Origin of the sequence: Burkholderia sp. MS455 (genome assembly GCF_016899445.1) — a bacterium.
In the GTDB taxonomy this organism is placed as follows: domain Bacteria; phylum Pseudomonadota; class Gammaproteobacteria; order Burkholderiales; family Burkholderiaceae; genus Burkholderia; species Burkholderia pyrrocinia_C.
The window spans coordinates 1,672,069-1,697,723 of record NZ_CP041779.1 but is presented as its reverse complement, the minus strand read 5'-3'; the positions used below and the strand labels follow the sequence as shown (position 1 = coordinate 1,697,723).

General features: G+C 65.6%; 31 protein-coding genes and 1 tRNA gene. 9 read left to right on the top strand and 23 right to left on the bottom strand.

Annotated elements, in window-relative coordinates:
- Positions 1-23: 23 nt before the first annotated feature.
- The 4 genes from FPJ27_RS27000 to FPJ27_RS26985 all read right to left on the bottom strand — a co-directional run bounded on the left by FPJ27_RS27000 (position 24) and on the right by FPJ27_RS26985 (position 3,748).
- Positions 24-446 carry a hypothetical protein gene (locus FPJ27_RS27000; protein ID WP_072441525.1) on the bottom strand — a complete coding sequence of 141 codons (423 nt, stop codon included), beginning with the start codon at positions 444-446 and terminating at the stop codon, positions 24-26.
- Between the two features lie 101 nt (positions 447-547).
- The gene (locus FPJ27_RS26995; protein WP_204426295.1) at positions 548-1,606 is read right to left on the bottom strand and encodes a permease; all 1,059 of its coding nucleotides are present in this window, start codon (positions 1,604-1,606) and stop codon (positions 548-550) included.
- Positions 1,603-2,730 carry a tRNA 2-selenouridine(34) synthase MnmH gene (mnmH, locus tag FPJ27_RS26990; protein ID WP_204426294.1) on the bottom strand — a complete coding sequence of 376 codons (1,128 nt, stop codon included), beginning with the start codon at positions 2,728-2,730 and terminating at the stop codon, positions 1,603-1,605. The genes FPJ27_RS26995 and mnmH overlap by 4 nt, the downstream gene beginning before the upstream one ends.
- 64 nt (positions 2,731-2,794) lie before the next feature.
- On the bottom strand, positions 2,795-3,748 hold the full coding sequence (locus FPJ27_RS26985; RefSeq protein WP_175961501.1) for a LysR family transcriptional regulator: 954 nt from the start codon (positions 3,746-3,748) through the stop codon (positions 2,795-2,797).
- A gap of 165 nt (positions 3,749-3,913) precedes the next feature.
- Between FPJ27_RS26985 and FPJ27_RS26980 the strand changes: the two genes are divergently transcribed.
- On the top strand, positions 3,914-5,335 hold the full coding sequence (locus FPJ27_RS26980) for a M20 family metallopeptidase (RefSeq protein WP_204426293.1): 1,422 nt from the start codon (positions 3,914-3,916) through the stop codon (positions 5,333-5,335).
- A gap of 35 nt (positions 5,336-5,370) precedes the next feature.
- A complete protein-coding gene (locus FPJ27_RS26975) occupies positions 5,371-6,657 on the top strand; it encodes an MFS transporter (protein WP_072441537.1) in 1,287 nt (428 codons plus the stop codon).
- Between the two features lie 67 nt (positions 6,658-6,724).
- On the opposite strand, the gene FPJ27_RS26970 is transcribed toward FPJ27_RS26975, so the two are convergent.
- Both FPJ27_RS26970 and FPJ27_RS26965 read right to left on the bottom strand, forming a co-directional pair.
- On the bottom strand, positions 6,725-7,777 hold the full coding sequence (locus tag FPJ27_RS26970) for an NADP(H)-dependent aldo-keto reductase (protein ID WP_204426292.1): 1,053 nt from the start codon (positions 7,775-7,777) through the stop codon (positions 6,725-6,727).
- A gap of 184 nt (positions 7,778-7,961) precedes the next feature.
- A complete protein-coding gene (locus FPJ27_RS26965) occupies positions 7,962-8,399 on the bottom strand; it encodes a PaaI family thioesterase (RefSeq protein ID WP_204426291.1) in 438 nt (145 codons plus the stop codon).
- Between the two features lie 176 nt (positions 8,400-8,575).
- On the opposite strand from FPJ27_RS26965, the gene FPJ27_RS26960 reads away from it, so the two are divergent.
- Together FPJ27_RS26960 and FPJ27_RS26955 are read left to right on the top strand one after the other, a co-directional pair.
- Entirely contained in the window at positions 8,576-9,064 is a 489-nt protein-coding gene (locus FPJ27_RS26960; RefSeq protein WP_072441546.1) for a helix-turn-helix domain-containing protein, read from the top strand.
- A gap of 330 nt (positions 9,065-9,394) precedes the next feature.
- Positions 9,395-10,018: a phospholipase D family protein gene (locus FPJ27_RS26955; protein ID WP_072441550.1), complete on the top strand. Its 624-nt coding sequence runs from the start codon at positions 9,395-9,397 to the stop codon at positions 10,016-10,018.
- A 156-nt stretch (positions 10,019-10,174) separates the two neighbouring features.
- Here FPJ27_RS26955 and FPJ27_RS26950 read toward each other — a convergent pair whose 3' ends face one another.
- Entirely contained in the window at positions 10,175-10,402 is a 228-nt protein-coding gene (locus FPJ27_RS26950) for a hypothetical protein (protein ID WP_034184098.1), read from the bottom strand.
- A 214-nt stretch (positions 10,403-10,616) separates the two neighbouring features.
- On the opposite strand from FPJ27_RS26950, the gene FPJ27_RS26945 reads away from it, so the two are divergent.
- Positions 10,617-10,868: a hypothetical protein gene (locus FPJ27_RS26945; RefSeq protein WP_239483385.1), complete on the top strand. Its 252-nt coding sequence runs from the start codon at positions 10,617-10,619 to the stop codon at positions 10,866-10,868.
- A 64-nt stretch (positions 10,869-10,932) separates the two neighbouring features.
- On the opposite strand, the gene FPJ27_RS26940 is transcribed toward FPJ27_RS26945, so the two are convergent.
- The 4 genes from FPJ27_RS26940 to FPJ27_RS26930 form a co-directional block, all read right to left on the bottom strand.
- A complete protein-coding gene (locus FPJ27_RS26940) occupies positions 10,933-11,406 on the bottom strand; it encodes a VOC family protein (RefSeq protein WP_175961508.1) in 474 nt (157 codons plus the stop codon).
- 165 nt (positions 11,407-11,571) lie between these two features.
- A complete protein-coding gene (locus tag FPJ27_RS26935) occupies positions 11,572-12,111 on the bottom strand; it encodes an aspartyl-tRNA synthetase (RefSeq protein WP_204426290.1) in 540 nt (179 codons plus the stop codon).
- Between the two features lie 183 nt (positions 12,112-12,294).
- Positions 12,295-12,528 (bottom strand): hypothetical protein, encoded by a 234-nt coding sequence (locus tag FPJ27_RS36940; RefSeq protein WP_072441760.1) that lies wholly within the window; start codon positions 12,526-12,528, stop codon positions 12,295-12,297.
- 204 nt (positions 12,529-12,732) lie between these two features.
- Positions 12,733-13,041, bottom strand: a complete 309-nt coding sequence (locus FPJ27_RS26930; RefSeq protein ID WP_072441557.1) for a phosphatidylserine/phosphatidylglycerophosphate/cardiolipin synthase — start codon at positions 13,039-13,041, stop codon at positions 12,733-12,735.
- Between the two features lie 198 nt (positions 13,042-13,239).
- Here FPJ27_RS26930 and FPJ27_RS26925 point away from each other — a divergent pair, with 198 nt between their 5' ends.
- Positions 13,240-13,983: a DUF695 domain-containing protein gene (locus FPJ27_RS26925; protein ID WP_204426289.1), complete on the top strand. Its 744-nt coding sequence runs from the start codon at positions 13,240-13,242 to the stop codon at positions 13,981-13,983.
- A 699-nt stretch (positions 13,984-14,682) separates the two neighbouring features.
- On the opposite strand, the gene FPJ27_RS26920 is transcribed toward FPJ27_RS26925, so the two are convergent.
- Positions 14,683-15,078 (bottom strand): hypothetical protein, encoded by a 396-nt coding sequence (locus FPJ27_RS26920; protein ID WP_204426288.1) that lies wholly within the window; start codon positions 15,076-15,078, stop codon positions 14,683-14,685.
- Positions 15,079-15,391: 313 nt separating this feature from the next.
- Here FPJ27_RS26920 and FPJ27_RS26915 point away from each other — a divergent pair, with 313 nt between their 5' ends.
- Entirely contained in the window at positions 15,392-15,856 is a 465-nt protein-coding gene (locus FPJ27_RS26915) for a hypothetical protein (RefSeq protein WP_072441565.1), read from the top strand.
- 75 nt (positions 15,857-15,931) lie between these two features.
- Here the strand turns inward: FPJ27_RS26915 and FPJ27_RS26910 are convergent, their stop codons facing one another.
- Complete coding sequence (locus FPJ27_RS26910) at positions 15,932-16,447, bottom strand: GNAT family N-acetyltransferase (protein ID WP_204426287.1); 516 nt, start codon at positions 16,445-16,447, stop codon at positions 15,932-15,934.
- Between the two features lie 555 nt (positions 16,448-17,002).
- On the opposite strand from FPJ27_RS26910, the gene FPJ27_RS36840 reads away from it, so the two are divergent.
- Positions 17,003-17,134, top strand: a complete 132-nt coding sequence (locus FPJ27_RS36840) for a hypothetical protein (protein ID WP_275557407.1) — start codon at positions 17,003-17,005, stop codon at positions 17,132-17,134.
- 1,006 nt (positions 17,135-18,140) lie between these two features.
- On the opposite strand, the gene FPJ27_RS26900 is transcribed toward FPJ27_RS36840, so the two are convergent.
- The 8 genes from FPJ27_RS26900 to ssuD all read right to left on the bottom strand — a co-directional run bounded on the left by FPJ27_RS26900 (position 18,141) and on the right by ssuD (position 23,250).
- Positions 18,141-18,216: transfer RNA gene (locus FPJ27_RS26900), tRNA-His, on the bottom strand.
- Between the two features lie 56 nt (positions 18,217-18,272).
- On the bottom strand, positions 18,273-19,259 hold the full coding sequence (gene dusA, locus FPJ27_RS26895) for a tRNA dihydrouridine(20/20a) synthase DusA (protein ID WP_239483395.1): 987 nt from the start codon (positions 19,257-19,259) through the stop codon (positions 18,273-18,275).
- A 130-nt stretch (positions 19,260-19,389) separates the two neighbouring features.
- A complete protein-coding gene (locus FPJ27_RS26890) occupies positions 19,390-19,638 on the bottom strand; it encodes a hypothetical protein (RefSeq protein WP_072441576.1) in 249 nt (82 codons plus the stop codon).
- A gap of 55 nt (positions 19,639-19,693) precedes the next feature.
- The gene (locus FPJ27_RS26885; RefSeq protein ID WP_011351863.1) at positions 19,694-19,891 is read right to left on the bottom strand and encodes a hypothetical protein; all 198 of its coding nucleotides are present in this window, start codon (positions 19,889-19,891) and stop codon (positions 19,694-19,696) included.
- Between the two features lie 143 nt (positions 19,892-20,034).
- On the bottom strand, positions 20,035-20,250 hold the full coding sequence (locus tag FPJ27_RS26880) for a molybdopterin-binding protein (RefSeq protein ID WP_006400187.1): 216 nt from the start codon (positions 20,248-20,250) through the stop codon (positions 20,035-20,037).
- A 56-nt stretch (positions 20,251-20,306) separates the two neighbouring features.
- Entirely contained in the window at positions 20,307-21,266 is a 960-nt protein-coding gene (locus FPJ27_RS26875) for an ATP-binding cassette domain-containing protein (RefSeq protein WP_204426284.1), read from the bottom strand.
- A complete protein-coding gene (gene ssuC / locus FPJ27_RS26870; protein WP_034184083.1) occupies positions 21,263-22,075 on the bottom strand; it encodes an aliphatic sulfonate ABC transporter permease SsuC in 813 nt (270 codons plus the stop codon). Before ssuC ends, FPJ27_RS26875 begins: the two co-directional genes overlap by 4 nt.
- A gap of 17 nt (positions 22,076-22,092) precedes the next feature.
- A complete protein-coding gene (gene ssuD, locus FPJ27_RS26865) occupies positions 22,093-23,250 on the bottom strand; it encodes an FMNH2-dependent alkanesulfonate monooxygenase (protein ID WP_072441762.1) in 1,158 nt (385 codons plus the stop codon).
- A gap of 340 nt (positions 23,251-23,590) precedes the next feature.
- On the opposite strand from ssuD, the gene FPJ27_RS26860 reads away from it, so the two are divergent.
- On the top strand, positions 23,591-24,019 hold the full coding sequence (locus FPJ27_RS26860) for a hypothetical protein (protein WP_034184081.1): 429 nt from the start codon (positions 23,591-23,593) through the stop codon (positions 24,017-24,019).
- 108 nt (positions 24,020-24,127) lie between these two features.
- On the opposite strand, the gene FPJ27_RS26855 is transcribed toward FPJ27_RS26860, so the two are convergent.
- Together FPJ27_RS26855 and FPJ27_RS26850 are read right to left on the bottom strand one after the other, a co-directional pair.
- Positions 24,128-25,282 carry an enoyl-CoA hydratase/isomerase family protein gene (locus tag FPJ27_RS26855; protein WP_204426283.1) on the bottom strand — a complete coding sequence of 385 codons (1,155 nt, stop codon included), beginning with the start codon at positions 25,280-25,282 and terminating at the stop codon, positions 24,128-24,130.
- A gap of 31 nt (positions 25,283-25,313) precedes the next feature.
- Positions 25,314-25,652, bottom strand: a complete 339-nt coding sequence (locus tag FPJ27_RS26850; RefSeq protein ID WP_011656759.1) for a multidrug efflux SMR transporter — start codon at positions 25,650-25,652, stop codon at positions 25,314-25,316.
- Positions 25,653-25,655 lie beyond the last annotated feature (3 nt).

Below are 25,655 nucleotides of genomic sequence, written 5' to 3'. Positions count from 1 at the left end.
AGCGCCGGCTTCATGCGGCGACGTTACTCGTCGTCGTCGCTCCACGGAATCTCGACGTCGGTCAGGAACGCGACGGTCGCGAGCGGGCCGCCTTCCTGGCGGCCGAGCTTGCCGTCCGCGCGATGCCATTCGACGCGGAACTGCGTGCCCGGATCGTCGGCGACCAGGTAGACCGAGCGCAGTTCTTCCTTGTCGGCTTCGTCCACCGGGCCGTCGAACGACACCAGCATCTTCTGCGGCCACACCCCGTTGACGGGATCGTAAATGCGGTCGCCCTGCGGAATGTCGATGCTGGCGTCGACGCCGATCGTTGCGGAGGCCTCGATGATCATCGTGCCGAGTGCGTTCAGCACGGCAGTTGCCCGCGCGGAATTGGCCTGGCGGATCGCGAGATCGCCGCGCGTCAGCGCCTTTTCGAGTCGAGGATGAATCTTCGGTTGGGTCATGCGTTTTCCTGTTTGCTTCTTGTAAAGGGCGCCGCACGCGTGAAGCCGCGGCGCCGGATGAATACGACGATCGCGCCCGCCCGGCGCGCCGCTCGCGCGCGTCAGAACCCGAACGCGACCGCGAGCAGGCCGCTCACGATCCCGAACACGACGACGAGGGTCGCGACGATCGCCAGCATGTAGGGCTTGAACGAACGCGCGAGCATTGCGAGCGACGGCACGCTGATCGGCGGCAGCGTCAGCAGCAGCGCGGCGGCCGGGCCAACGCCCATGCCGAGCGACAGCATCGCCTGGATGATCGGCACCTCGCCCGCCGTCGGGATCACGAACAGCATGCCCGCGACCGCGAACGCGACGATCCAGCCGAGATGATTGCCGATGTCCGGGCCGATGTGCGGGAACAGCCATGCGCGCGCGGCGCCGAGCAGCAGCACGAGCACGATGTATTCGGGCACGAGTCGCACGGCCATGCGGGCAAGCAGCTTCACCCAGCGGGCGAACGGATTGCCGGCCGCGGCCTGTTCGGCCGCCAGCGCGGCGAGCTGCGCATCGTCGATGCTGCGGTCTTCAGGGCGAGCAATGCGGTTCAGCAGATAACCGATCCCGAACACCATTGCAATGCCGAGCACGAGGCGCAGCGCGCTCCAGTGCCAGCCGAGCACGAAGCCCATGAAGACCAGCGCCGCCGGATTCAGCACCGTGTTGCCGAGCCAGAACGCGACCGCGCCGCCCGGCGACGCATGGCGCGCACGCAGCCCCGCGACGACCGGCGCCGCGCAGCACGTGCACATCATCCCGGGCAGCGACAGCAGGCCGCCCGCGGCGACACTGCCGAAGCCCGTGCGGCCGAGCACGCGCGCGACCCAGTGTGCGGGCAGCAGCGCCTGCACGGCCGAACCGAGCAACAGGCCCAGTACCATCGCCTGCCAGATCGCCTTGCCGTACGCCCACGCATAGTCGAGCGCAGCCTTCAGCGACGGCTCGGGTGCGGCCGCCGACGTGCCCATCAGGATCGACTGGCCGATCGAATGGTGTTCGGCGGCAACGAACGCCTTGTTGTAGTACGGGAACCATTTCACATAGAACAGTCCCGCGACCGCGATCAGCAGGAAGGTCATCCAGCCGAGGGCCGGATTGGGTTGGGTGCGTGTGGTCGTCATCGTGTAGTCGTCGATTGGTCTTTATCGGTTTCGGGTTTCGCGCCTGCCGCAAGCGCGGCCGACGCGGGCAGCCCAGCCTGCGCGAGTTGGGCCAGCAGCGCGCTGGCCTGATCGCGCACGTCGGCCGCGTTGGGCCGGAAAACGAACGTCAGCGCCCGGTTCGGCTTGCCGTACGTCGCGCGGTAGGTGCGCGCATAAGCGGGATCGTAATGCTTGTCGATCAGCAAGGTGAACAGTTCGGCCCGCGCGTTCGCATCGATCAGCGCGTTCCAGTGCGCGACCTCTTCGCGGCTGTGCAGGCCGATCAGCCGACGGAGCTGCGCCTTGAACGCGGCCGGTTCGTCGAACAGGTGGCCGTAATCGTCGAGCAGGAACGCGATGCGCTCGTCGTGCGCCGCTTCGACCTGCACCCACGGCCCCGCGTGAAACGCGTCGATCAGCGCGATCGGCAACTGCACGAGCCCGATCCTGCGGCTTTCCGATTCGACGAACACCGGCCATTCGGGGTCGAAACGTCCGAGCGTTTCAACGAGCCCCGAATCGAACCCCTTCTGCGCCGGCTGCGGCGTGCCCGGCAGTGCGCCGAGCAGCGAGCCGCGATGGCACGCGAGCGCCTCGAGATCGAGCGTCTGCGCGCCCGCGTCGCGCAGCGCGTTCAGCAGGCGCGTCTTGCCGCAGCCGGTGTGGCCGACGAGCGCGATATAACGAAAGCGCGTCGGCAGCGTGTCGAGCGTCGCGCATACCGAGCGGCGGTACGCCTTGTACCCGCCGTCGAGCTGGCGCGCCTGCCAGCCGATCAGGTTGAACCAGGCCGTCATCGAGCCGGAGCGCTTGCCGCCGCGCCAGCAATAGATCAGCGGCCGCCAGTTGCGCGGACGGTCGGCGAACGTCGTGTCGAGATGGCGTGCGATGTTGCGCGCGACCATCGCCGCGCCGACGCGGGTCGCCTCGTAGGGCGACACCTGGCGGTACATCGTGCCGACGAGCACGCGCTCTTCGTTGCTGAGCACGGGCGCGTTCAGCGCGCCGGGAATGTGGTCCTCGGCGAACTCGAGCGGCGTGCGCACGTCGATGATCTCGTCGAACTCGCCGGCGCGATCGAGGGTGACAATCAGGTTCTTCAATTTGGCGTCGAACAGGGGCGATGCGGCTCGATGAGCCGCATGGGCGCGGAAGGCGGATTGGCGATTATCTCACGGGCCGGCGTCTCGGGCCGCGCGCGGCGGCCGGCGGCGACGATGCGACCTGCATCGCGTCGATCAGATGGTCGCGGAACGCCCGTACCGACGCGGGCAGATCGCGCCCCGCCATCGTCTGCACCTGAATGCTGCGCTCACGAAGCTGCGGGTTCGTCACGGGCACGACGACGAAGCCGTCCGCATCGAAGCGGTCGCGCACCGACAGCAGCCCCGTGAACATCACCGCGCCCGTGCGCCGTGCATAGCCGTACATCGCCGCGGTGTTGTTGCTCGTCAGTTCGGGCTCGAGCAGCAGCCCGTCGAGCGCGCACGCGATGTCGATCAACTGGCGCACCGTCGTGCCCGCCTCGGGCAGTACGTGCGGATGCCGCGCGACATCGGCGAGCGACACCGCGGCGCGCGCCGCAAGCGGATGGTCGCGCCGCACCAGCGCGAAGATCGGTGCTCGCTCGGTGTGCTCGACACGCACGCCTTTCTCCGGTGCGAGGCTGAAGGTCAGCGCGACGTCCACGTCGCCGTCGCGCACACGCCGCGTCGCGTCCGCCGGCGACACGACCCACACGGAGAAATCGACGCCCGGGTGGCGCGCCTTGAAGCTCGCGAGCGCGCCAGGCAGGAAATCGATCGCGAACCCTTCCGAGCACGCGATCTTCAGCAGGCTGCCGTGCAGCGCGTCGAGTCCGCCGATGTCCTTCATCACATGCTCGGCCTCCAGCAGGCTGCGCTGCGCGAAGGCCAGCAGCCGCTCGCCGGCCTCCGACAACGCCATCCCGCGCGGCCGGCGCTCGAACAGCGGCGCGCCGAGCTCGCTTTCGAGCTTCGCGATCTGGCGGCTGATCGCCGATACAGCCACGTGCAGCCGCGCGGACGCGTCGCTGATCGAGCCGGTGCGCGCCACCTCGACGAAATACCGCAGCGCCAGGCCATGCAGGAAAGCCGCCATCGTTCTGTCTCCGCGCCGTTCCCGGCCGCGCTGCTTTGCCTTTTCGGCAAAGGAAGGTTCGAAATTCGATCATTGTGACAAAAAAAACGGCTTCCTAGAATCGATCGCACTTCACGCTGCACGCGCGATCCGCGCACGCCGCCAGCCCGACCGAGGAGACCCGATTTGAGCCGTACCGCCGCCATCCAGCACGCGCTGAACCAGTTCGAATCCGGTGCGTTCTTCGCGACCCTGAGCCGCCGCGTCGGCATGCGCACCGAAAGCCAGGAAAGCGGCACCGAAGCCGCGCTGCGCGCCTACCTCACCGACGAGATCGCGCCGGAAGCCGCCCGCCTCGGCTTCACGTCGCGGATCGTCGACAATCCCGTCGACGGCGGCGGCCCGTTCCTGCTCGCATCGCGCCACGAGGACGACGCGCTGCCGACCGTGCTGATCTACGGTCACGGCGACGTCGTGCGCGGCTACGACGCACAGTGGCGCGCGCCGCTGTCGCCGTGGACGCTGACGGCCGACGGCGACCGCTGGTACGGCCGCGGCAGCGCCGACAACAAGGGCCAGCACACGATCAACCTGGCCGCGCTGGCGAGCGTGCTCGACGCGCGCGGCGGCCGGCTCGGTTTCAATGCGAAGCTGCTGATCGAGATGGGCGAGGAAACGGGTTCGCCGGGCCTCGACGCGCTGTGCCGCCAGGAGCGCGACGCGCTCGCGGCCGACGTGCTGATCGCGTCCGACGGCCCGCGTATCGCCGCCGCGCGCCCGACCGTGTTCCTCGGCTCGCGCGGCTCGGTCAACTTCAGGCTGAGCCTGCGCGCTCGCGACGGCGCGCACCACTCCGGCAACTGGGGCGGGCTGCTGCGCAATCCGGCGATCGTGCTCGCGCATGCGCTCGCGAGCCTCGTCGACGCGCGCGGCGCGATTCGCGTCGCGGGGCTGCGCCCGCCGCCGATCCCGGCCGCCGTGCGCGACGCGCTCGCCGATCTTTCCGTCGGCGGCGGCCCCGGCGATCCGACGCTCGACGCCGACTGGGGCGAGCCCGGCCTGTCCGCGGCCGAGCGCGTGTTCGGCTGGAACACGTTCGAGATCCTCGCGTTCAAGGCCGGCAACCCCGAGCACCCCGTCAATGCGATCCCGCCCACCGCGTATGCGCACTGCCAGTTGCGCTTCGTCGTCGGCACCGACTGGCAAGCGCTGCATGCGCACCTGCGCGCGCACCTCGATGCGCACGGTTTCGGCGACATCGAGATCGACATCGAACGCGGCGCACCGGCGACGCGCGTGCCGCCGGACGATCCGTGGGTCCGCTGGGCCGTCGCATCGCTGGCGCGGACCACCGGCAAGAAGCCCGCGATCCTGCCGAATCTCGGCGGCACGCTGCCGAATGAAGTGTTCGCCGACACGCTCGGGCTGCCGACGCTGTGGGTGCCGCACTCGTACCCGGCGTGCTCGCAGCATGCGCCCGACGAGCACCTGCTCGCGAGCGTCGTCAGCGAGGGGCTGCAGATGATGGCCGGCCTCTTCTGGGATCTCGGCGACGATGCACCGCCCGTTCGCCGCGCGGCGCCCGCCGCGGCCGGCGCCACCCTGTAACGCGCTTCGCCCCTTTCTCGGGACCTGCACACACGATGAATACGACCACCCTGACCTCGCAGGAAGCCGCCCGCCCCAGCGCCGCGAAGATCCGGCGCATCATCTTCGCGGCGTCGATCGGCAACGCGCTCGAATGGTTCGACCTGATCGTCTACGGCTTCTTCGCGGTGACGATCGCCAAGCTGTTCTTCCCCGCGACGAGCGAGGCGACCTCGCTGATGCTGACGCTCGGCACGTTCGGGCTGTCCTACCTGATCCGGCCGATCGGCGGCTTCGTGCTCGGCGCGTACGCGGACCGTGCGGGCCGCAAGGCGTCGCTGCTGCTGTCGATCGCGATGATGATGGCCGGCACGCTGCTGATCGCGCTGATGCCGACCTACGCATCGATCGGCATTCTCGCGCCGCTCGGGATCATGCTGTCGCGGCTGATGCAGGGTTTTTCCGCGGGCGGCGAATTCGCAAGTTCGACCGCATTCCTCGTCGAACATGCGCCGCAGCGGCGCGGTTTCATGTCGAGCTGGCAATTCGCGAGCCAGGGCCTCGCGACGCTGCTCGCATCGGGCTTCGGCGCGCTGCTGACGTCCACGCTGACAACCGCGCAACTCGAAAGCTGGGGCTGGCGCGTGCCGTTCCTGTTCGGTCTCGCGATCGGACCGGTCGGGCTGTACATCCGCCGCTACGTCGACGAAGGCGTCGAGTTCAAGACGCAGGCACGCTCCGAAGCGCCGGTGCGCGAACTGTTCGCGGACCAGAAGCTGCGGCTGCTGTTGTCGATCGGTGCGCTGGTGATCTCGACCGCAATCAATTACATGGTGCTGTACATGCCGACCTACGCGATCAAGCAGCTCGGGCTGCCTGCGTCGACGGGCTTCGCGGCGACGCTCGCGACCGGCTTCGTGCTGACGCTCGTCACGCCGGTCGTCGGCCATCTGTCCGATCGCACCGGGCGGATCCGCATGATGGCGGTCGCGGCCGTCCTGATGCTCGTCACCGTGTGGCCGACGTTCGCGTGGCTCACGCGCCACGCGTCGTTCGCGACGATGCTCGCCGCACTGGTCTGGATCGGTGCGATGAAAGCGATGTACTGCGGCGCGCTGCCGGCACTGATGGCCGAGCTGTTTCCGTCGCAGACGCGCGCGACGGGCCTCGCGGTCAGCTACAACACGGGCGTCACGCTGTTCGGCGGCTTCGCGCCGTTCGTCATCACCTGGCTGATCAGCACGACCGGCAACCGGCTGTCGCCGGCGTTCTACCTGATGGGCTGCGCACTGCTGAGCCTTGCCGCGCTGTTCGTCGCGCGCACGCGGCTCAAGATGCGGTAACGCAACCGGCGACGGCGCGCCGCTGCGGCCCCGTCGCGGCATCGCTGCCGCGCGGGCCGCACGCCGTTTACGGCGCCGGGTTCGGCTGCAGTTCGTGCAGCGCGTCGATCTCGGCGAGGATCTCGTCGGGCAGCTTCACGGCGATGCTGCCGATGTTCTCCTTCAACTGCTCGAGCGATGTTGCACCGACCAGGTTGCTGCGCACGAATGGCCGGCTGTTGACGAACGCGAGCGCAAACTGCGCGGGCGACAGCCCGTGGCGCTTCGCGAGCGCGACGTAGCGCGACGTCGCCTCGACAGCCTGCGGCTTGCTGTAGCGCTGGAAGCGCTCGAACAGCGTGATGCGCGCGCCGGCCGGGCGCGCGCCGTTCTCATACTTGCCGGACAGCCAGCCGAATGCGAGCGGCGAATACGCGAGCAGGCCGACGCCATCGCGATGCGTGAATTCCGACAGCCCGTTCTCGAACGTGCGGTTCAGCAGGCTGTACGGATTCTGGATGCTCGCGATGCGCGGCAGCCCGAGCTTCTCGGCCGCGCGCAGGAACTGCGCGACGCCCCACGGCGTTTCATTCGACACGCCGATCGCGCGCACCTTGCCGGCTTTCACGAATTCCGCGAGTACGCCGAGGGTTTCCTCGATCGGCACCGTGTACGCGTCGTCGACCCACGGATACGCGGGACGGCCGAACGTCGTCGTGCTGCGATCGGGCCAGTGCAGCTGGTAGAGATCGACATAGTCGGTCTGCAGCCGCTTGAGGCTGCCGTCGAGCGCCTCGGTCAGGTTCTTGCGGTCGAACTGGTTGCCTTCGCCACGAATATGGCGCGGGTTGTGCGGCTGCCGTGCCGGGCCCGCGATCTTCGTCGCAAGCACGATCCGGTCGCGCTGCGCGCGATGCTGCGCGAGCCAGGTGCCGATGTACTGCTCGGTGCGCCCTTGCGTGTCGGGCTTCGGCGGCACCGGATACATCTCCGCGGCATCGATCAGCGTCACGCCCTGCGCGATCGCGTAGTCGATCTGCTCGTGCGCGTCGCGCTCCGAATTCTGTTCGCCCCACGTCATCGTGCCGAGACCGACCAGGCTGACCTCGATGCCCGAATCGCCGAGTGTTCGGTATTCCATGCTGTTCCTGTCGCGTCGGTGGAAAGCAGAAACGCTATCACATTGAAGCGATCGCTTCAGACGTGCGCCGCGTGCGCTTACAGGCGGCCTTCGGCTCTGCCATGAATGCACGGGCAACCGCCTTGCAACCTGCGTCGCACGTCCGCGGCATCCTCCCGCAGCCGGCTCCGCCTGCCGCCGTTCGTTACTGAGGCCGCTGAATGAAGCAGGTCGCCGACGCATGCGCGACGATCTTGTCGTCCGGCGTCTTCAGCGTGCCCTCCGCGACGCCTAGCGAACGCGACAGGTGAATCACGCGCCCTTCCGCGATCAGGTCTACGTCGCGCGGCACGGGCCGCAGCATCTTCACATGCAGATCGACCGTGCCGTAGCCGATACCCGCGTCGAGCATCGAATGCACCGCGCAACCCGTGACCGAATCGAGCACCGTCGCGGCGAACCCGCCGTGCACGCCGCCCAGCGGATTCAGGTGCCGACCATCCGCCCGCGCCGAAAATTTCACATAGCCGAGTTCGACGTTCAGCGGACGCATCGGGATCGTCTCCGAAATCGACGCAAGCGGCACATCGCCCACCACAGCGGCACGCAGCAGATCGAGACCAGACAGGGAAAGCGGATTCATCGGGTTGTCTCCGGGTTGAAAGCGCGTCTCCGCGCGAGTAAGTTCTAAATAGGAACTCATTATTGTCAACGATGCCGGCCGTTGTCAACGCAGCCGCGCCCGTTGCAACCGAAGGCGGGTTCTATAATCGAACCCGCTATTTCGCTGAACCGCCGCAAGACGCAAGAGACTCGACGATGAAATGGGATGACATCGGCACGCTGAACTGCTCGGTCGCGCGCACGCTCGCCGTACTCGGCGACCGCTGGACCATGCTGATCCTTCGCAACGCGTTCCTCGGCTGCCGCCGTTTCGACGCGTTCCAGGCACAGCTTGGCCTCACGCGCCATGTACTGGCCGAACGCCTCGCACGGCTCGTCGACGAAGGTGTGCTGGTCAAGCGCGCGTATCAGGAGCGCCCGCCGCGCTTCGAATACCGGCTGACGGAAAAAGGCCTCGACCTGTACCCGGCCCTGCTCGCGCTGATGGCGTGGGGCGACCGCTGGAAGGACGACGGCCAGGGGCCGCCGGTGCAGTTGCGTCACCGTACCTGCGGCCAGTTGATGCATGCGGTTACCGTGTGCTCGGCCTGCGGCGAACCGCTCGACGCACGCGACGTGCAGCCGGAGCCCGGGCCCGGATGGATCGCGCCCGACGAAGCCGGGGCGCCGGCAGTCGAGGAATGACGCGCGGCATGCGCATGCCTGCCTGATGCACACGAGCCGCGTTTTACACGCGTGCTTCCGTCACGGGCCGCACCGAGTCCGCTCGCCTGCACGCGTGCCTTGCCTGCACGCCGATGTCCCGCAACGGCACGCGCAATCGCACGCCGTCGTCAGCGACATCCATCGATCGACCTGATCGCGCGCGCAGATGCCACGCAACGCAACTTTGCGTCATCGCCTCCGCCGCCAGCGATCACCGCGCGGGCAATCCATTCGCATCCGCGCGTGACCGCGCCGCCGCGTCTGCGTTACACTCACGGCCCGCTGTCTCGAAATTGTTCGCTGTCCAAGATGTTGTCGCGCAATCGCCTCGCCGCTGCCTGCCTCGCCGCTTCCCTGCTCGCCACACCGTTCGCCGCCTTCGGCAGGACGCAAAGTGAATCGCTGCTTCAGCAGGCGATCGACCTTGTGTCGCGATGGCTGCCGGCGCCTACCCACGAAGCACCCGCGACACAGGTTGTCGAATCGGCGTTCTCGCCCGACGGCGGCGCCGAGGCACTCGTGCTGAAAGCGATCGGCGCCGCGCGCAGCTCGATTCGCGTCGCCGCGTATTCGTTCACGTCGCCGCCCGTCACGCGCGCGCTGCTCGCTGCAAAGCGACGCGGCGTCAATGTCGCCGTGGTCGTCGACGACAAGGGCAATCGCGCGAAGAGCAGCAAGCAGGCACTGAACCTGCTCGTCAACGCAGGCATCCCGACGCGCACGATCGACGCCTATGCGATCCATCACGACAAGTACCTCGTGATCGACGCCGAGCACGTCGAGACCGGTTCGTTCAACTACAGTGCGTCGGCGTCCAGCCGCAATTCCGAGAACGTCGTCGTGGTGTGGAACAATCCGCAACTCGCGTCACGCTACCTCACGCACTGGCAAAGCCGCTTCGACCAGGGCACGCCGTACCGCTCCAGCTACTGACCACGCCGCGCTTTCGCACGGCCCTCGACACGTCGCATTCGATCCGCCGTGTTACCGATGATCGTCGAGCGCGGCGCGGGTATCAATTCGGCCGAATGGCCAGCACGCCGCATCGCGCATCGCGCATCGAACGATACGCGCGACGGTCCGCCGCGCTCAATGGATTTCAGGCAACCGCGCGGTCGCGGCACCAACCTGCGTGGTCGGCACACAGCGGTTCGCGTGCCCGTCCACGCCGCTTGCCGCCGACGTCGACAAACCGTGGGCGCCGCCGGGCAGCGCGTTGCGCACGCAATCCGTGCTGAATGTCAGCGTGTTCTGAACCATCGGGTAAAGGAGATACAGCGCAAACGCGAGATACCCCGCGTACAGGATTCGAACCATGGTGCGATGGGATGCGATGAACGATTGGACTCGTCCTGTTTACGGCACCGCGACGAGCACCTTGAGGCATCGCGCAGCCGATTCCTCATCGGGACACAACGCTGGCCCATGCCGCCCGCTTCTCGCCGCATCTTCATCGATCCGTGCGGAGCCGAAAACGCCCGTCGCGGGACCTGCGGCCTGGCGACGCGCCGAATCATGCGCATACGATTCGATGACCGGCAGGGCAAAGGACAAGCCCACGCAAATCGCACCGAAACCGGCCGACGTCGCCGAGCCGGTCGAACGCGTGGCGGAAGCGCTTGCGTTGCGCAACATGGCCGACGCGCGCGGCTACGCGATCCGGCTCAGCGTCGGCCAAGCCGCCTGCGATTCCGCGCGCCATCGCGCGGTGGCCGACCTGCTCGCATCGGCCGACCACCGGATGTACGAGCACAAGCTGCGCGGCAAGACGGCCAGCGCCTGACCGCGAGCGAACCGGACAGGCGCATGCCGCCGCCCCGCCGTTCAACCGAGGTTATTTGGCCGCGTCAGCTTCCGCACGGCGGTGCGCTGGCCATCGCCTCCGCGATCTGCTCGGGCGTCAGGTCGCGCTGATGCGTCGCGAGCGACCAGCGATGCCCGAACGGATCCTCGACCTGTCCATAGCGATCGCCCCAGAACATGTCGGCGGCCGGAATCGTCACCGTCGCGCCGGCCGCGACAGCCTTCGCGATCGCCGCATCGGTATCCGGCACGTACAGATGCAGGCAGACGGCAGTGCCTTTCAGCGCCTTCGGCCCGAGCGCGCCGTGCTCGGGCATTTCATCCACCAGCATCAGTGTCGAATCGCCAATCGCGAGGCACGCGTGCGCGAGCCTGCCGTCAGGCATCGGCAGGCGAAACTGCTCGCTCGCATCGAATGCGCGCTTGTAGAAGTCGATGGCTGCGGCTGCGCCGGCGCAGATCAGGTGCGGCGTCAGCGTGCGCATCCCTTCCGGGATCGGTTTGACGGACGTGGACATGGGTGTCGCTCCTTCAGTCGGTTGTCGTATCGGGAAACGGGACGGACGCGCAATGCGCACGCCTCCGATACCACGACGGACGAACCCGACGGAAATCGACACGGCGCCCGACATTTTTTGTTTTCTTGAGTGCCGGGTCATTCAGGTCACGCTCATCGGGCGCAATCAGCCCGCTCGGTCGGCCCGGTCGTCCTGCCCGCCAAACTGCCGGCGACACGCTTCCAGCAACCCGGCCACCGCGTCGAGCGGAAAATCGGCAAACCGGGCGATCGGCAGCATCACGCCGCCCGGCACCTTGGTGCGCGACGAATGCGCCGAGAACTGGTAGCCGATGTAACGATTTCCGGCGACGCGGATGATCCGGAACTCGGTGACGTCGCGCCATTGCGTGACGGGTTTTTCGCGTGCGGAGCCGATCAGCCTGAAACCCGTTTCGTCGACATGCAGTGCCATCTTGCGTCGCGACGAGACGAAGAAGGCGACACCCGCCAGCGCCATCAGCACGGCCAGCGCCGCGACCGGCCAGAGCGTCGGGGCGGCCGCATAACCGCATAGGCTCGCCGCGGCCAGCACCGCGCACGCGATTGCCCTTCTTTTCAGGCTCCGGCCGTCGACCGCCAGCGTTACCGGCAACTGGCCGATGACCGTTCCCGCGACGGGATCGGCGTGCAGGTCGGAATCGTTCGTTTCGCGTTCATCGTTCATCGTTCAATTACTCGCATCGACGGCAATCGGCACATCGAGATCGGGCGCCATATCAAGGCTCTGCGAACGAACCGGAAAACAGGGATTGGCGATGGGAAATCGTTGCAGTTGAGAACGTCGTGCGTTTCCGCGCACCAACAATCTTTCGTTCGCAGGGAACGGGCGCCGTTCAGTCGGCACCGGTCAATTGCATACCTTGACGGTGCCGTTGGTCGTGCATTGACCGACAGCCCAGTGACTTTGCCCTGCCAGCTGAGGCACCAGGCCGATGCCGCGAATCGGCGCTCCCGGCGACGCCGCCGGAACGGCTGCGGTCTCGGGCGACGGCTGCACAGGCGTCGGCCTGGACGCGGTCTGGCAGGCAGCGAGCGCCAGACAAAGCGCGGATGCCAACGGGGCGATGACAGGTCTGGACATGGTTTCGTGCGCGTTTGCACTATTCGCTTTGGTGCCGGCCCGCCGCACATCGCACGGCCCGTCAAACCGTTCGGCACGATCGGCAATGCAGTACGACGGTTGTTCGATACTACTCCTCGCGTTCGACGTTGTGTGGGCGGCCTTTCGGCCGGGTGCCGCAACCAATGCGGCGGCGCCCGCTACCGCCGGCACGCGTCGTTCCGGTCAGATCTGCGGAAGATCCCGCAACGTGCGCGACTCGCTCGTCGCATCGATGTCGAGTTCGATGCCTTCAGACGCATCGCGATACAGCACGCGTTTCAGCCTGGGCCCGATCGCGGTGGCATCCGATGCCGAGAAGATCGCGCGGACATCGTTGCCGGACGCGAGTGCGCGCGCCACTTCCGCCACCGGCGCCTCGCTCGGCGTCGCCGCCCACGACCGGTCGGCCGGATTCACGGCCGCCCAGCGCACGTGCGTCACGCGCGCGCTGAGCGGATCGATTCGGACACCATTCACCGCAAACATCGACATCGGAATCTCCTTCGAATTTTTTTGCGGTCCGCTTTTGCGGCCCGTCACGCAAATGCGCAGGATCACGGGCAGCCCCGGATCTCGCATACGTTACCCGCGGGGCTGCCATCACGCGCACCTCTCCGGCGAACGCGATTTTCGATGATACATTGGGACGCTTTGCAACCGTCAACAGACAATCGTGTACGGGAGAAACACATGACCGACGCCTGGGGAACCTTCCCTGCCAGAATGGGCGACCATCAGGCTTTCATCAGCTTCAACCACAGCTTTGCGGAAATCGCGGAAGGCGATCCGCGCACGTCGCTGCTCAGCGTGCGCGTCCCCTTCGCGCACCCGACGCCCGAAGGCCTGCCGACCGGCGACGAGTTCGCCGACCTCACGAAGATCGAGGATCTGCTGGACGCCACGATCACCGCGAAAGGCGGCGTGCAGGTCGGCCGCATCACCGTCGACGGTAACCGGGATTTCCTTTTCTACGTGCCGTTCGACGAAGAGGCGGCGGCGGAACTCGTCGACTCGCTGGCCGAACAGACAACCTACGCACTGCAGTACGCACACCAGGACGATCCGGACAAGGAAGCGTACTGGCAGACCCTTTACCCGACCGACGACGACTGGCAGATCATGCGCGACATGCGCGTGCTGGATGCGCTGCGGCAGAAAGGCGACGCCAGCGACGTGAGCCGGCGCGTGATGCACTGGGCGTACTTCCCGGACCCGAGCGACGCACACCAGTTCGCGGACTGGGCCGAAGCGAAAGGCTATCCGGTCGAATCGGTCGCGCCGACGGAAGACGGCAAGTCGGCCGTGCGGTTTTCGCACGAAGGCACGATGGCGCTTGCCGACATCACGCGCCATACGATCGCGATCAATCGCGAGGTGCGTTCGCTCGGAGGGGAATACGACGGATGGGAAACCAGCGTCGAACAGGCTGGTTGAGCGGGTCGACATACCCGCTGCGTACGACGTGACGCTACGCGTCAGGTGCAAAAAATTCCCGGCAGCGTTGCTGCGCGCTGCCGGGATCAAGGCGTCGCCGGCCGAAACCGGCGATGGGCCTGAGGGTTCGCTCAGGCACGAGGAAAGCGATTCGTGCGGATCAGGCGAACGGATATCGGGGTGCGCCTGGTTCGATTGCGCAGCCTGCCGAACGCCTGTCCGGTTCCGCCGACGCAGCTCTCCGGCGTCGGGCGGGCAAAAAGCCCCCGCTCCTGCGCGAGCGAGCGGGGAAACAGTTGACCGGGCCGGGGAAGAACGGTCAACCGGCCAAATTGTGATCGCGGGCCGCGCGACGGTCTGTGCGGCAACTCACCCTTGTCGACAAGGTAGCGGCGTCGGGCTGGTCCGCATGCCGCGTGGCGTCGCGGTCCGGGCGCAAGACCTGCGACCGGCAGCGGCAACGATCGCGCCAGCCGTCGGCAGCGTTCTTCATTTCATGTTTGGAGTTCTATTCTGTTTTAGTTCAAGCGGACGTTTTTCAGAAGCGGCCCAGTTTCCGGTAAGTCGCGGGTGATGTCAAAGCAGGATTATTCTATTTTTTCGAGAGCCGTGATTTCGGCTTCATTTTCTCGCACCGATTTTCGTGAAACCATGTTTCACGAGCGCCATAACCAGCGGCAGGAAAACCCGGTTTCGTCATTACGGCGAGTTGCTGGAAAACCAGTCGGCGACCATATCGATCCAGTCGACATCGCTGACGAATTCAATGACCGTTTCGCCGACGATTTCGGCAGTCGATGAACCTGTTGACGCCGCCCCGGCGGCAACCGCGTTTGCCTTCGCAATTTCGGCCGACGCGCCGGACCTCGGGTCGGCAAGACGCTCCAGCCAGTCGACGATATTTGCACGTGCATCCTCTTCATCGGCGAAGTCATTCCGCTCGAGAAAGCGGTCGAACACGATCCACGCGAGCGTCTTGCTTCGCGAATCGGATTCCAGTTTCCGGTCGACAACGCCCGTCCGACCGGACTCCCTGATTTCGAGCGTTGCCGTGAAACAGTAATCGAGATATTCGATTTCGAGTTTCGGCGACATGGTTTTCTCCGGTCAATCTGCCCTCTCTGTTCTCTTGACGATCCGCGCCTGTCCGGCTTCGCGACGCCGTATGAAGCATGCGTGAATTTCGCGCGGCGTGTCCTTTCCGCTGGCAGTATCGTGATATTCCCACGACCTGTCGATTTCGACCGCCGACGCATGACCGCATCCGCTTTGCCAATCGCGCCTTCCGCACATCCGGTTCCGCTGCGAATCGTTCCGTTTTCCTATTCCGGGTATCGACCTGCACCGCTGTCGTAATCGCGCTGCTAAACTCCGGCCACGAAGGCCGCTTGCGCCACCAGAGGAAATAATGACGCTCGCCCGCGCACAACTGAATGGCGTGGATGTCTGGATTATCCAGCTTCCCGGGCACGCCCCCTATGCCTATACGCACCTCAAGCGGGTATTCCCGTCCGACGACTCGCGACATCGGGTCGTGACGATCGACCTGACGAAACTGCTGACATGCGCCGACCGCGACACCACCGACTATGTGCTGCCGTCGGTTCAGTACTGGGCTCCCGGAAAAGCCGCCGGTATTCGCGAATTCCTCGACCCGGACCAGGACAAGATTCCGGACATGCCGCTCATCACGTTTCGCGAAACAAGAACGCGAACGCTGCTCGGCATCCCCGGCCTGTCGAAAGTCGGCGTCGCGTCATTCCGCAACGGCCAGCATCGCGCACGCTATCTTGCCTATGCCGGCGCGACGACCCTGCCCGTCGAGGTGCACGAGACGGAGGCCGATTTGCTCGTGCGATATTGCGGCGAGTAACAAACGAGCAAGTTCGGCTTTCGCCCGGGAATGGCTGCATATCGTGCGGCCGTTCGTTCGGATCGCGGCAAGCCGCTAGGCCTGTATCGCGTAGATCCGATCGGTGACCTCCGTCTGCCCGATCCGGCTCGTTTCGATACCCGCCAATTGCCAGCCGTTGTGCTCATAGAAGCCGATCGCGCGCACGTTGCCTTCCAGCACCGACAGATGGACCTTGTCCACGCCGATCGTCCGGGCCCACGCGCGAACGGCTTCGATCATGCGTTTGCCCGTACCGTTGCCGTGATGCGAAGGATGGACGTGCAGGCAGTCGAGCAGCACTCCGCGCGCCGGATCGACCGGGCGTTCGGCACTGACGAAGCCGACAGGCTCGCCATCCGACTCCGCAACCAGCACGAGGCCCCACTCCTTTTCATTGCGATCGAAATATTTCCGCCACCGGACCGCGTGTTCCGTCGGCACCTCGTCGGACAGATAGGCCGCCGGAAGGATATGGCTGTATGCGGTTTGCCAACTCAGGGTGTGCAGGCGAGCGATGAGGGGCGCGTCGTGCGCTGTCGCGGCGCGAAGCGTGGTCCGGGTGTCCGGCATCGGTTGGCAACTCCTTCAGCTTGTTCTCTTGATCGGAATGTCCCGTCGCAAAATATACCGTTCTTTGAAACATGCATGCCGTGACGGTTCGCCGCTGGGACATCTGCGTGCAGGCAAAAAAAATCCCGACACCTTCACTGGTCGCCGGGATCGAACGGCCCTGCAAGGCATGAGGGCACGAGGAAGACGACACACTACACGCATGCAAGACTGTTGCGCTTTGTCGGTTCGTGCCAAATCCCTGCGCTATTCCGCCAAATTTCCGGTTTCCGTCGCCGTAAACGAAAAAAGCCTGCTCACGCGAAGCGCGAGCAGGCAAGAAAACGGATCAGCATCCGAGGCACGAGGGCTGTCCTGGGAAGATAACGGCACGGCGCGTGCAAACCTTAGCCCCACGAACGGATCGCGGTCGAAACGGGCTGCTGCACGTAACGTCGCTACCTGAGAGATGCCCAGATCGCTGAATACCCTGCATCGCTCACCAAGTCGCCGCCATTGCCTCCCATTACAAATCTTCCTATTCTTCAGCGGATAGCATCACTTCGGAGACTGCAAATGAACCGGCCGAACTACCGGATATTGGATGTGCCGCTCGTCGGTCAACGAAAAAATTCCGATGGAACGTGGCTGATGCTGAAAAAGGGAAGCGAAGGCCTGCAACCACATGGAGATATGGCTCAAGGATAAGGGACTCCCTTTAACTTCGATTAGTGACCTCGCACAGCCGAAGGTCTCATCCCCGTCACGCGGCCAGAAGAAGACGAAGATATTGCAGAATGGTTGGAAGCTAATTTGAAATTGTATGGCCCCATCTGGGCCAGCGGCTCTTTCCATCGCCTCGCTCATGTCATTGTTGTCACTGGGGTTCAGGATACAAACGTCTTTTACAATGACCCTTGGGAACCTGCAGCAAAAGTCATGGACGCAAAAATGTTTCGCAGAATGCTTGGACGCTACAAAAATTGCCTGCTCGTGAAGGATTCACTCAAAAAACACTATTGAATTTCGATTCGCTCCGATCGACGAAGGCACGTGCAACGCTATCGGTGGCGCTTACTTTGCGCTGCCGGCAAGACCATTCAGGTCGAAATATCGCACTACCTGGATCCTGAATCGGATTCACGCGTAGCCGACTGGTCTCGCGCAGTCTCTCACCGAGTCTCGGCGTCGAGCAGCCGAACCACCTCCGTGCCTCATCGCAACACCAATCCCCCAAGCCGCGCAAATCTCGGTGCTGCGGAGAGCACAAGAATCGAACGAAGACGGCAGTCGCGCGCGCCGTCCGTCTAAACAGTCGAGCGCTTAGCGCGTTGGCACTGCAACGCTCATTCACGCAGATATCTGCCGCCGCAATTTTCCACGACCCGCGGTACGGAACTGGATGGGAAGACGAACAAGCATTCCGGCGAATGCTTCTGGACAACAATCCTGAAACGACTCGGAATTCGCTATCGCAGCCCGTACAACCTGCGACATCGCTACGCGACAGCAATGCTGCTGGCCGGCATGACCCCATGCCTTTTGCGCGAAACAGCTCGGACTCGACATCGAGATGTTCCTGACGACTTACGCGAAACGGATGAATGGCGAGCAGAACGCTCTGGCGATGGCGAGACTCGAATCGATGCTGTTCCCCGATCTGTCCCGCGCAAAGCAAAACAGGCGCCTAAGCGCCTGTTTTGTTTGAGAATTTTGGGGTGGCTGATGGGACTCGAACCCACGACGACAGGAATCACAATCCTGGACTCTACCAACTGAGCTACAGCCACCACTGATACTGCTTTCTGCTCTTCGCTGTTTTTGTTTCAGCAGCGAAGAAGCAAGATTATACGAAGTCTTTTGAATCTTGCAAAGCCTTTTTTTCAAAAAATTCTTCGGCTTCGTTCAGATGCGCGCGCGCCTCGTCGAACACGGCCAGATCGCCGCGCGCGAGCTTCTTGTTGTCGGACAGCACGCGACGCCAGCCGCGTGCGCCGGGCACACCGCGATACAGCCCGAGCGCATGCCGCACGATCGCGCCGAGATAGGTCCCGCGCTTCAGCTCGGCCGCGCAGTATTCGATCAGTTGCGCTTCCGCTTCTTCGCGCGTCGGCACCGCGCCCGTCGATCCGTAGAACCGCGCATCGACCTCCGCGAGCACATACGGGTTGTGATACGCCTCGCGGCCGAGCATCACGCCATCGACATGCTCGAGATGCTGCGCGACTTCGTCCAGCGTCTTGATGCCACCGTTGATGACGATCTCCAGCGACGGAAAATCGCGCTTCAACTGATACGCATAGTCGTACTTGAGCGGAGGAATCTCGCGATTCTCCTTCGGCGACAGCCCCTTCAGGATCGCGTTGCGCGCATGCACGACGAACGTTTCGCAGCCGGCCTCGGCGACCGTGCCGACGAAGTCGCGCACGAACGCGTAATCCTCGACCGCGTCCACACCGATCCGGTGCTTGACCGTAACCGGCACCGACACCGCATCGCTCATTGCCTTCACGCAGTCGGCGACGAGCTGCGGCTCGTTCATCAGGCATGCGCCGAACGCGCCGCGCTGCACGCGCTCGGATGGACATCCGCAATTCAGGTTGATTTCGTCGTAGCCCCACTGCTCGCCGAGCTTCGCGGCGCGCGCGAGATCGTCGCGTTCGCTGCCGCCAAGCTGCAGCGCGACCGGCGATTCGTTCGGCGTGAACGCGAGATGCCGCTGGGCATCGCCGAACAGCAGCGCCCCCGTCGTGATCATCTCCGTATACAGCCACGTATCGCGCGTCAGCGTACGGTGGAACGACCGGCAATGGCGATCGGTCCAGTCGAGCATCGGCGCGACGGATACGCGACGGGGAGGAAGCGAGGACGGTACGGACATGGAATTCGGGCAACAAGCCAGGCGGCGCGGAAACAACCGAGCATTTTACCGCAACATGGGCGGCACCTGCCCGGCGCCCGCGCTAGTCTCCCTCGCCCAGTTCCGCATCGACCGCCCTTCGCGCCTCGTCGAGCACGCGCTCGATCACGCGCCGTTCGGTCAGCAGCAACCCGTCGACCTTGACGAGCCGCCAGTCGATCCGCACGGCGTCGCCCTGCAGCACGCGGTAGTGCGCATGCTCGCCGTCCCAGACCTGCTCGGTCTTCACCTCGATCTCGAAGCCGCGGTACGGCTCGCTGAAATCGCCGAGGTCGCTGCCTCTCGGTTCCATCGCACGCTCCGTGGCGACGCGGCGCCAGGCCGCCCATGCAGCCGGCGCCGTGCGCTCAGTCGTATTCGTCGGACAAAAAGGATTTGCCGTCGGCCGTCAGGTCGACGCGGTCGGCCGCCGCCTGATAGATCAGCCCCTCGTTCAGCAACGCATAGACGACGTCGCCAAACGCGGCAGGAACCGGCCGGCTTTCGCCGAACTGGTCGATCCACTTCAGCGCCTCGATGGCTTCGGGGGAAAGGATGGGGGTCATGCGTTGCCCTCCGGCATCGGTGTCGTTCCATCCTAACACTTCGTCCGGACGCAGAATACCGAGGGAAACGCGCTGCGGGAATGCCGGACGACGCCAACGGGCAGGCAGCCCGCCGGCGCCGCACCGGCGCAGGAAGCGCGCGCTCAGAGACGCGCGATCGATACTTCGGTCGACTTCACGAGTGCGACGACTTCCGCGCCGACCTTCAGTTCGAGCTCGTCGACCGAGCGGGTCGTGATCACCGACGTGACGATGCCGAACGGCGTCTCGACGTCGACCTCGGACACCACCGGCCCGCGAATGATCTCCTTCACCTTGCCTTTGAACTGGTTACGCACGTTGATTGCAGTGATGCTCATCGGGTTGATCGCTCCGAAGAAAAAGTCTCAGGACGGGCGGCCGGAGCCGCCCGGATTTAAACGGCCCAGCGGATCTGCCCGACCGGTCGAACGTTGTCTGCTTCATGCACCGCGCCCGGTTCGGCCGCGCCTGGCCCGCCGGCGAGCACGCGCTTCAGCACGCGGTCTTCCAGCGCCGCAAACGCCGCCGATGCGCGAGCACGCGGCCGGTCGAGCGGTACGGGCTGGTCGAGCGCCACACGCCCCTGCTCGATGAGCAGGATGCGGTCGCCGAGCGCGACAGCCTCCTGCACGTCGTGCGTGACGAGCAGCGCGGTGAACCGATGCTCGCGCCACAAGCGCTCGATCAGCGCATGCATCTCGATGCGGGTCAGCGCGTCGAGTGCGCCGAGCGGCTCGTCGAGCAGCAGCAGTTGCGGCCGGTGCACGAGTGCGCGCGCCAGTGCCACACGCTGCCGTTGGCCGCCCGACAGTTGTGCGGGCCAGTCGTTCGCCCGCTCCAGCAGGCCGACTTCATCGAGCACCGCACGCGCGTCGTCGCGCGCGCCGCGCCCGAGGCCGAGCATCACGTTCTGCAGCACGGTCTTCCACGGCAGCAGGCGCGCATCCTGATACATGATCCGCGTATCGAGCACGCCGCCGCCGTCGCCGCGCGTCACGAGCGCGCCGCTGCTCGGCTGCTCGAGTCCCGCGACGAGACGCAGCAGCGTCGACTTGCCGCAGCCGCTGCGGCCGACGATCGCGACGAAGCTGCCGCGCGCAATGCCGAGTTCGACGTTGTCGAGCACGGTGCGCGCGCCGAAGCGCTTGCTGACGCCCGACAGCGTCACCGCGTCGTCGGGTGCCGGACTTCCCGCGCGCCGCCGCGCAAGCGGAACGACGGATGCGCTGCCGTCACGATCGAGAATCGCCGCGTCGCGCGCATCGCCGTCCGCGACGCGTGCCTGCGCGAGCTCGGCCTCGAGGTCTGCGCCGGCGAGCGGGCCGTAGGCGGCCGCCGAAGTCGTCGCATTCATGCCTTTGCTCCTGATTGGTAAGCGGGGTGCCAGCGCAGCGTCACGCGCTCGAGCCATTTCGCCAGCACATCGGCCAGCTTGCCGAGCACCGCGTACAGCAGGATGCCGACCACCACCACATCGGTTTGCAGGAATTCACGCGCATTCATCGTCATGTAGCCGATGCCCGACTGCGCGGAGATGGTTTCCGCGACGATCAGCATCACCCACATCAGCCCGAGCGCGAAACGCACGCCGACGAGGATCGACGGCAACGCACCGGGCAGGATCACGTCGCGGTACAGCGCGAAACCGCGCACGCCGTAACTCTTCGCCATTTCGATCAGGTTCGCGTCGACCGAGCGGATCCCGTGATACGTGTTGATGTAGACCGGGAAGAACACGCCGAGCGCCACGAGGAACAGCTTCGCCTTCTCGTCGATGCCGAACCACAGGATCACGAGCGGAATCATCGCGAGCGCCGGGATGTTGCGGATCATCTGGATCGTCGAATCGAGCGCGACCTCGGCGGCCTTCGACAGGCCGGTTGCGAGCCCCAGCGCGAGACCGACACCGCCGCCGATCGCAAAACCGAACAGCGCGCGCCACGTGCTGACCTTCACGTTCGCCCACATTTCGCCCGACGTCACGAGCGACCATGCCGCACGCACGACCGCCACCGGTTCAGGCAGCACGCGGGTCGACAGCCAGCCGGTGCGCGCACCGACTTCCCACACAACCAGCAGCGCGAGGGGCACGAGCCACGGCGCGACGCCGCGCCATGCGCGGGCGGCCACGGCGGCACCCGTCGTCGACGTTTTCGTTGTCATCGCAGGCCTCTCCTCGCTCAGCTCTGGCTTGCCTTCGGCAGATAGTTGTTGCCGACGATCTCGCCGAACGGCCCCGACAGCGGGCCGGCCGGCCGCTGCGCGCCCTTGCCCTTGATCAGCGGGAACACGAGTTCGGCAAAGCGATACGACTCCTCGAGGTGCGGGTAGCCGGACAGGATGAACGTCTCGATGCCGAGGTCCGCGTATTCGCGCATGCGCTCGGCGACCTGTTCGGGATTGCCGACGAGCGCGGTGCCCGCGCCGCCGCGCACGAGACCGACGCCGGCCCACAGGTTCGGATACACCTCGAGCGCCTCGCGACCGCCGCGCTTGCCGCCGTGCAGCGCGGCCATCCGGCGCTGACCTTCCGAGTCCATGTTCGCGAACGCCTTCTGCGCACGCGCGATCGTGTCGTCGTCGAGGCGGCTGATCAGGCGCTCGGCATCACGCCATGCTTCGTCCTCGGTCTCGCGCACGATCACGTGCAGGCGAATGCCGAACTTGATCTTGCGGCCGCGCGCCTCCGCGCGGGCACGGATGTCGGCGATCTTCTTCGCGACCGCCTCGGGCGGCTCGCCCCAGGTCAGATAGGTATCGATATGATCGGCGGCAATCGCGTGCGCGGCCGGCGACGAGCCGCCGAACCACAGCGGCGGATGCGGACGCTGCACGGGCGGATAAAGCGCCTTGCCGCCCTTCGACTGCAAGTGCTTGCCGATGTAGTCGAAGCCGCCGTTGTCGTGCGACGCGGCAAGCAACCCGCGCCAGATGTTCAGGAAGTCGTCGGTGATCTCGTAGCGCGTATCGTGATCGGCGAACAGGCCATCTCCTTCGAGTTCGGCCGCATCGCCGCCCGTCACGACGTTGATCAGCAGGCGGCCGCCCGACAGGCGGTCGAACGTCGCGGCCATGCGCGCCGACAGCCCCGGCGACGCGATGCCGGGACGGATTGCAACCAGGAACTTCAGGCGCTGCGTCGCCGGAATGAGGCTCGACGCAACGACCCACGCATCCTCGCAGGAACGACCGGTCGGCAGCAGCACGCCTTCGTACCCAAGCGTGTCCGCCGCGACGGCGACCTGCTTGAAATAATCGTAATCCGCGGCGCGCGCGCCTTCGGCCGTGCCGAGGTAGCGGCTGTCGCCATGCGTGGGGATAAACCAGAACACATTCATCTGCTGCTCCTGCTTGACTGTTCTTGCCGAAATTTGAAAAAACGTCGCCCTGCTCGCGTCGCGGACGAGCGACGCATGCATGGTGTGCGTTCGAATCGGGATGGTTCGCCGGTCAGGCCGTGCGGCGAGCGGATACGCGATTGCACGGCTGTTTCTGGGAAATCAGTCTAGGGATCGGTGCAGGGCTTTGGAACGATTTTTTTGAGCTTAGGTTTTCCGCTTTCGTGATTAGCACGACGCTGGAGCGAATATCGCGGCGACCGGGCCCTATAATGGCGTACCTATCCGAATAACTCCGCGCGCACGGCCCCGGCCGGGCGCGCCTGCGGTGCACTCATCGATGCAGAAAGTCATCCTGCCGTTCCTGTCCGGCTTCCTTGCCGCCCTGTTCTTCCGCGAGGCCACGCTCGCCCTCCTTCACACAGCGGACCTGATCGCCGCGGCCGGCTTCTCCACGCAGCCGTTCGCGCCGCTCGGCATTCCTGAATTTGTCGCGAACGCGCTGATCAGCGCGTGCTGCGCGATCCCGATGGCGTGGCTGTTGCGCGTGTCGCCGGAACGCGAAGCATCGTGGATCGGCTCACTCATGTTCGGCGGCATCGTGCTGACCGCAGCCCGCGTGTTCGCGATCGATCCGCTGCGCGGCATCTGGCCGTCGGGCAACATGATGCCCGTGCTCGCGGCCGGCTTCGCGGCGAACGCGGTGTGGGGCTTCGGCGCGCTCGTGTTCATGCGCGCGTTCATGTCGGACGACGCGGGCAACGAGTAACGCGGGCCCGGGCTCCGCGCCCTTCGACCGCAGAGCGATCGACGGTCAATAAACGAAAAGGCCGCCTGCATGTGCAGGCGGCCTTTTCGTTTCTGTTTCGCACGCGGGTCAGTCGTTCAGGTTCCGCAACGGATGCGTGTCGGGCGTCCACGGGCTGTCGAACATCGCGAGCACCTCGGCCCGATCGATGTCGGCGGCCGACTTGAAGCGCCAGGCCGGCTGTTGATCCTTGTCGACGATCAGTGCGCGCACGCCTTCGATCACGTCGCCGCGCGCGAACGTCGAGCGCGTGAGATCGAGATCTCTCCGCAGGCAATCGGCCATCGTCGCGCCGCGTGCGCGCTCGACGACTTCGAGCGACACGGCCATCGACAGCGGCGACAGTTGGCCGCGCATCGCGTGAGTCGGCTTCTCGACCCACCCGTCGACGGCCGCGCAATCCGGTTCGGCATCGAGCGACGCGAGGATCGCGTTGATGTCGGGCTGAGCGAAATGGCGGTCGATCCCGGCGCGCGCATCGGCCAGCGCCGACGTGTCCGGCGTCGGCACGACCTTGTGCGCGGCAGCCGCGTCGGCCACGCAGGCGACGGCCTGCGCACCGCTGTCGATGCGCGCGCTGCGCAGCGTGTCGAGCAGCGCCGGCAGCGCGGCATCGGGCAGATAGACGTCGGCGAGCTGCGCGTATAGTGCACCGGCCGCGTCGAGCGTCGCGCCCGTCACGGCGAGATAACGACCGATCGCACCGGGCGTGCGCGCGAGAAACCAGCTCATCCCGACGTCCGGGAACAGGCCGATGCGCGTTTCGGGCATCGCCATCTTCGTCGAATCGGTCACGACGCGCAGGCCGCCCGTATGCCGCGCCGCCTGCGAAATACCCATGCCGCCGCCCATCACGACGCCGTGCATCAGCGCGATATAAGGCTTCGGATAGGTGAAGATCGTATGGTTCAGCGTGTATTCGTCGATGAAGAACGCGTCGATCGCATCGCGGTCGCCGCGGTGCCACGCGTCGTGGAAAAAGCGCACGTCGCCGCCCGCGCAGAACGCGCGCGGATGCGGACTGTGCACGACGACCGCAACCACCTCCGGATCGTCGCGCCACGCGTCGAGCGCCTGCTGCATCAGCAGGATCATGCCGCCCGACAATGCGTTCAATGCCTTCGGCCGGTTCAGTTCGAGAAAACCGATGCGGTTCGCGACATAGGCGCGCACGTCAGGCTGGGCGGACTCGGCGGAAACGGCAGCGGAAGTGGAATCGGTCATGAGGGCCATCCGGCAAACAGCAGTCGCACGTTCAGTGCGCCTGCATCTTCGAGAACAGGTTCAGCACCACGACGCCCGCGACGATCAGCCCGAGGCCGATCACCGCCGGCACGTCCGGCACCTGACGATAGAGCAGCATCGCGACGAGCGTGATCAGCACGATGCCGGCGCCCGACCAGACTGCATAGATGATGCCGACGGGCATCGTGCGCAGCGTCAGCGACAGGCAGTAGAACGCGATGCCGTAACCGGCGACGACGAGCGCCGACGGCCAGAAGCGCGTGAAGCCGTCCGCCGCGCGCAGCGCGGACGTGCCGACCACTTCCGCGACGATCGCGATCGCGAGCCATGCGTATCCGGGAAGCTGCATCGC

Coding starts and splice junctions, on each gene's coding strand:
- dusA (WP_239483395.1), bottom strand. CDS start 19,259: ATGCTCGACTGGACCGATCGCCATTGCCGGTCGTTCCACCGTACGCTG.
- FPJ27_RS26855 (WP_204426283.1), bottom strand. CDS start 25,282: ATGACCGATTCCACTTCCGCTGCCGTTTCCGCCGAGTCCGCCCAGCCT.
- FPJ27_RS26975 (WP_072441537.1), top strand. CDS start 5,371: ATGAATACGACCACCCTGACCTCGCAGGAAGCCGCCCGCCCCAGCGCC.
- FPJ27_RS26945 (WP_239483385.1), top strand. CDS start 10,617: ATGACCGGCAGGGCAAAGGACAAGCCCACGCAAATCGCACCGAAACCG.
- FPJ27_RS36940 (WP_072441760.1), bottom strand. CDS start 12,528: ATGTCCAGACCTGTCATCGCCCCGTTGGCATCCGCGCTTTGTCTGGCG.
- FPJ27_RS26970 (WP_204426292.1), bottom strand. CDS start 7,777: ATGGAATACCGAACACTCGGCGATTCGGGCATCGAGGTCAGCCTGGTC.
- FPJ27_RS26920 (WP_204426288.1), bottom strand. CDS start 15,078: ATGTCGCCGAAACTCGAAATCGAATATCTCGATTACTGTTTCACGGCA.
- FPJ27_RS26885 (WP_011351863.1), bottom strand. CDS start 19,891: ATGACCCCCATCCTTTCCCCCGAAGCCATCGAGGCGCTGAAGTGGATC.
- FPJ27_RS26910 (WP_204426287.1), bottom strand. CDS start 16,447: ATGCCGGACACCCGGACCACGCTTCGCGCCGCGACAGCGCACGACGCG.
- FPJ27_RS26940 (WP_175961508.1), bottom strand. CDS start 11,406: ATGTCCACGTCCGTCAAACCGATCCCGGAAGGGATGCGCACGCTGACG.
- FPJ27_RS26955 (WP_072441550.1), top strand. CDS start 9,395: ATGTTGTCGCGCAATCGCCTCGCCGCTGCCTGCCTCGCCGCTTCCCTG.
- FPJ27_RS26860 (WP_034184081.1), top strand. CDS start 23,591: ATGCAGAAAGTCATCCTGCCGTTCCTGTCCGGCTTCCTTGCCGCCCTG.
- FPJ27_RS26965 (WP_204426291.1), bottom strand. CDS start 8,399: ATGAATCCGCTTTCCCTGTCTGGTCTCGATCTGCTGCGTGCCGCTGTG.
- FPJ27_RS26915 (WP_072441565.1), top strand. CDS start 15,392: ATGACGCTCGCCCGCGCACAACTGAATGGCGTGGATGTCTGGATTATC.
- FPJ27_RS26880 (WP_006400187.1), bottom strand. CDS start 20,250: ATGAGCATCACTGCAATCAACGTGCGTAACCAGTTCAAAGGCAAGGTG.
- FPJ27_RS26995 (WP_204426295.1), bottom strand. CDS start 1,606: ATGACGACCACACGCACCCAACCCAATCCGGCCCTCGGCTGGATGACC.
- FPJ27_RS26950 (WP_034184098.1), bottom strand. CDS start 10,402: ATGGTTCGAATCCTGTACGCGGGGTATCTCGCGTTTGCGCTGTATCTC.
- FPJ27_RS26935 (WP_204426290.1), bottom strand. CDS start 12,111: ATGAACGATGAACGCGAAACGAACGATTCCGACCTGCACGCCGATCCC.
- FPJ27_RS26875 (WP_204426284.1), bottom strand. CDS start 21,266: ATGAATGCGACGACTTCGGCGGCCGCCTACGGCCCGCTCGCCGGCGCA.
- FPJ27_RS26960 (WP_072441546.1), top strand. CDS start 8,576: ATGAAATGGGATGACATCGGCACGCTGAACTGCTCGGTCGCGCGCACG.
- FPJ27_RS26890 (WP_072441576.1), bottom strand. CDS start 19,638: ATGGAACCGAGAGGCAGCGACCTCGGCGATTTCAGCGAGCCGTACCGC.
- ssuC (WP_034184083.1), bottom strand. CDS start 22,075: ATGACAACGAAAACGTCGACGACGGGTGCCGCCGTGGCCGCCCGCGCA.
- FPJ27_RS36840 (WP_275557407.1), top strand. CDS start 17,003: ATGAACCGGCCGAACTACCGGATATTGGATGTGCCGCTCGTCGGTCAA.
- FPJ27_RS26985 (WP_175961501.1), bottom strand. CDS start 3,748: ATGGCGGCTTTCCTGCATGGCCTGGCGCTGCGGTATTTCGTCGAGGTG.
- ssuD (WP_072441762.1), bottom strand. CDS start 23,250: ATGAATGTGTTCTGGTTTATCCCCACGCATGGCGACAGCCGCTACCTC.
- FPJ27_RS26925 (WP_204426289.1), top strand. CDS start 13,240: ATGACCGACGCCTGGGGAACCTTCCCTGCCAGAATGGGCGACCATCAG.
- FPJ27_RS26850 (WP_011656759.1), bottom strand. CDS start 25,652: ATGCAGCTTCCCGGATACGCATGGCTCGCGATCGCGATCGTCGCGGAA.
- FPJ27_RS26930 (WP_072441557.1), bottom strand. CDS start 13,041: ATGTCGATGTTTGCGGTGAATGGTGTCCGAATCGATCCGCTCAGCGCG.
- FPJ27_RS27000 (WP_072441525.1), bottom strand. CDS start 446: ATGACCCAACCGAAGATTCATCCTCGACTCGAAAAGGCGCTGACGCGC.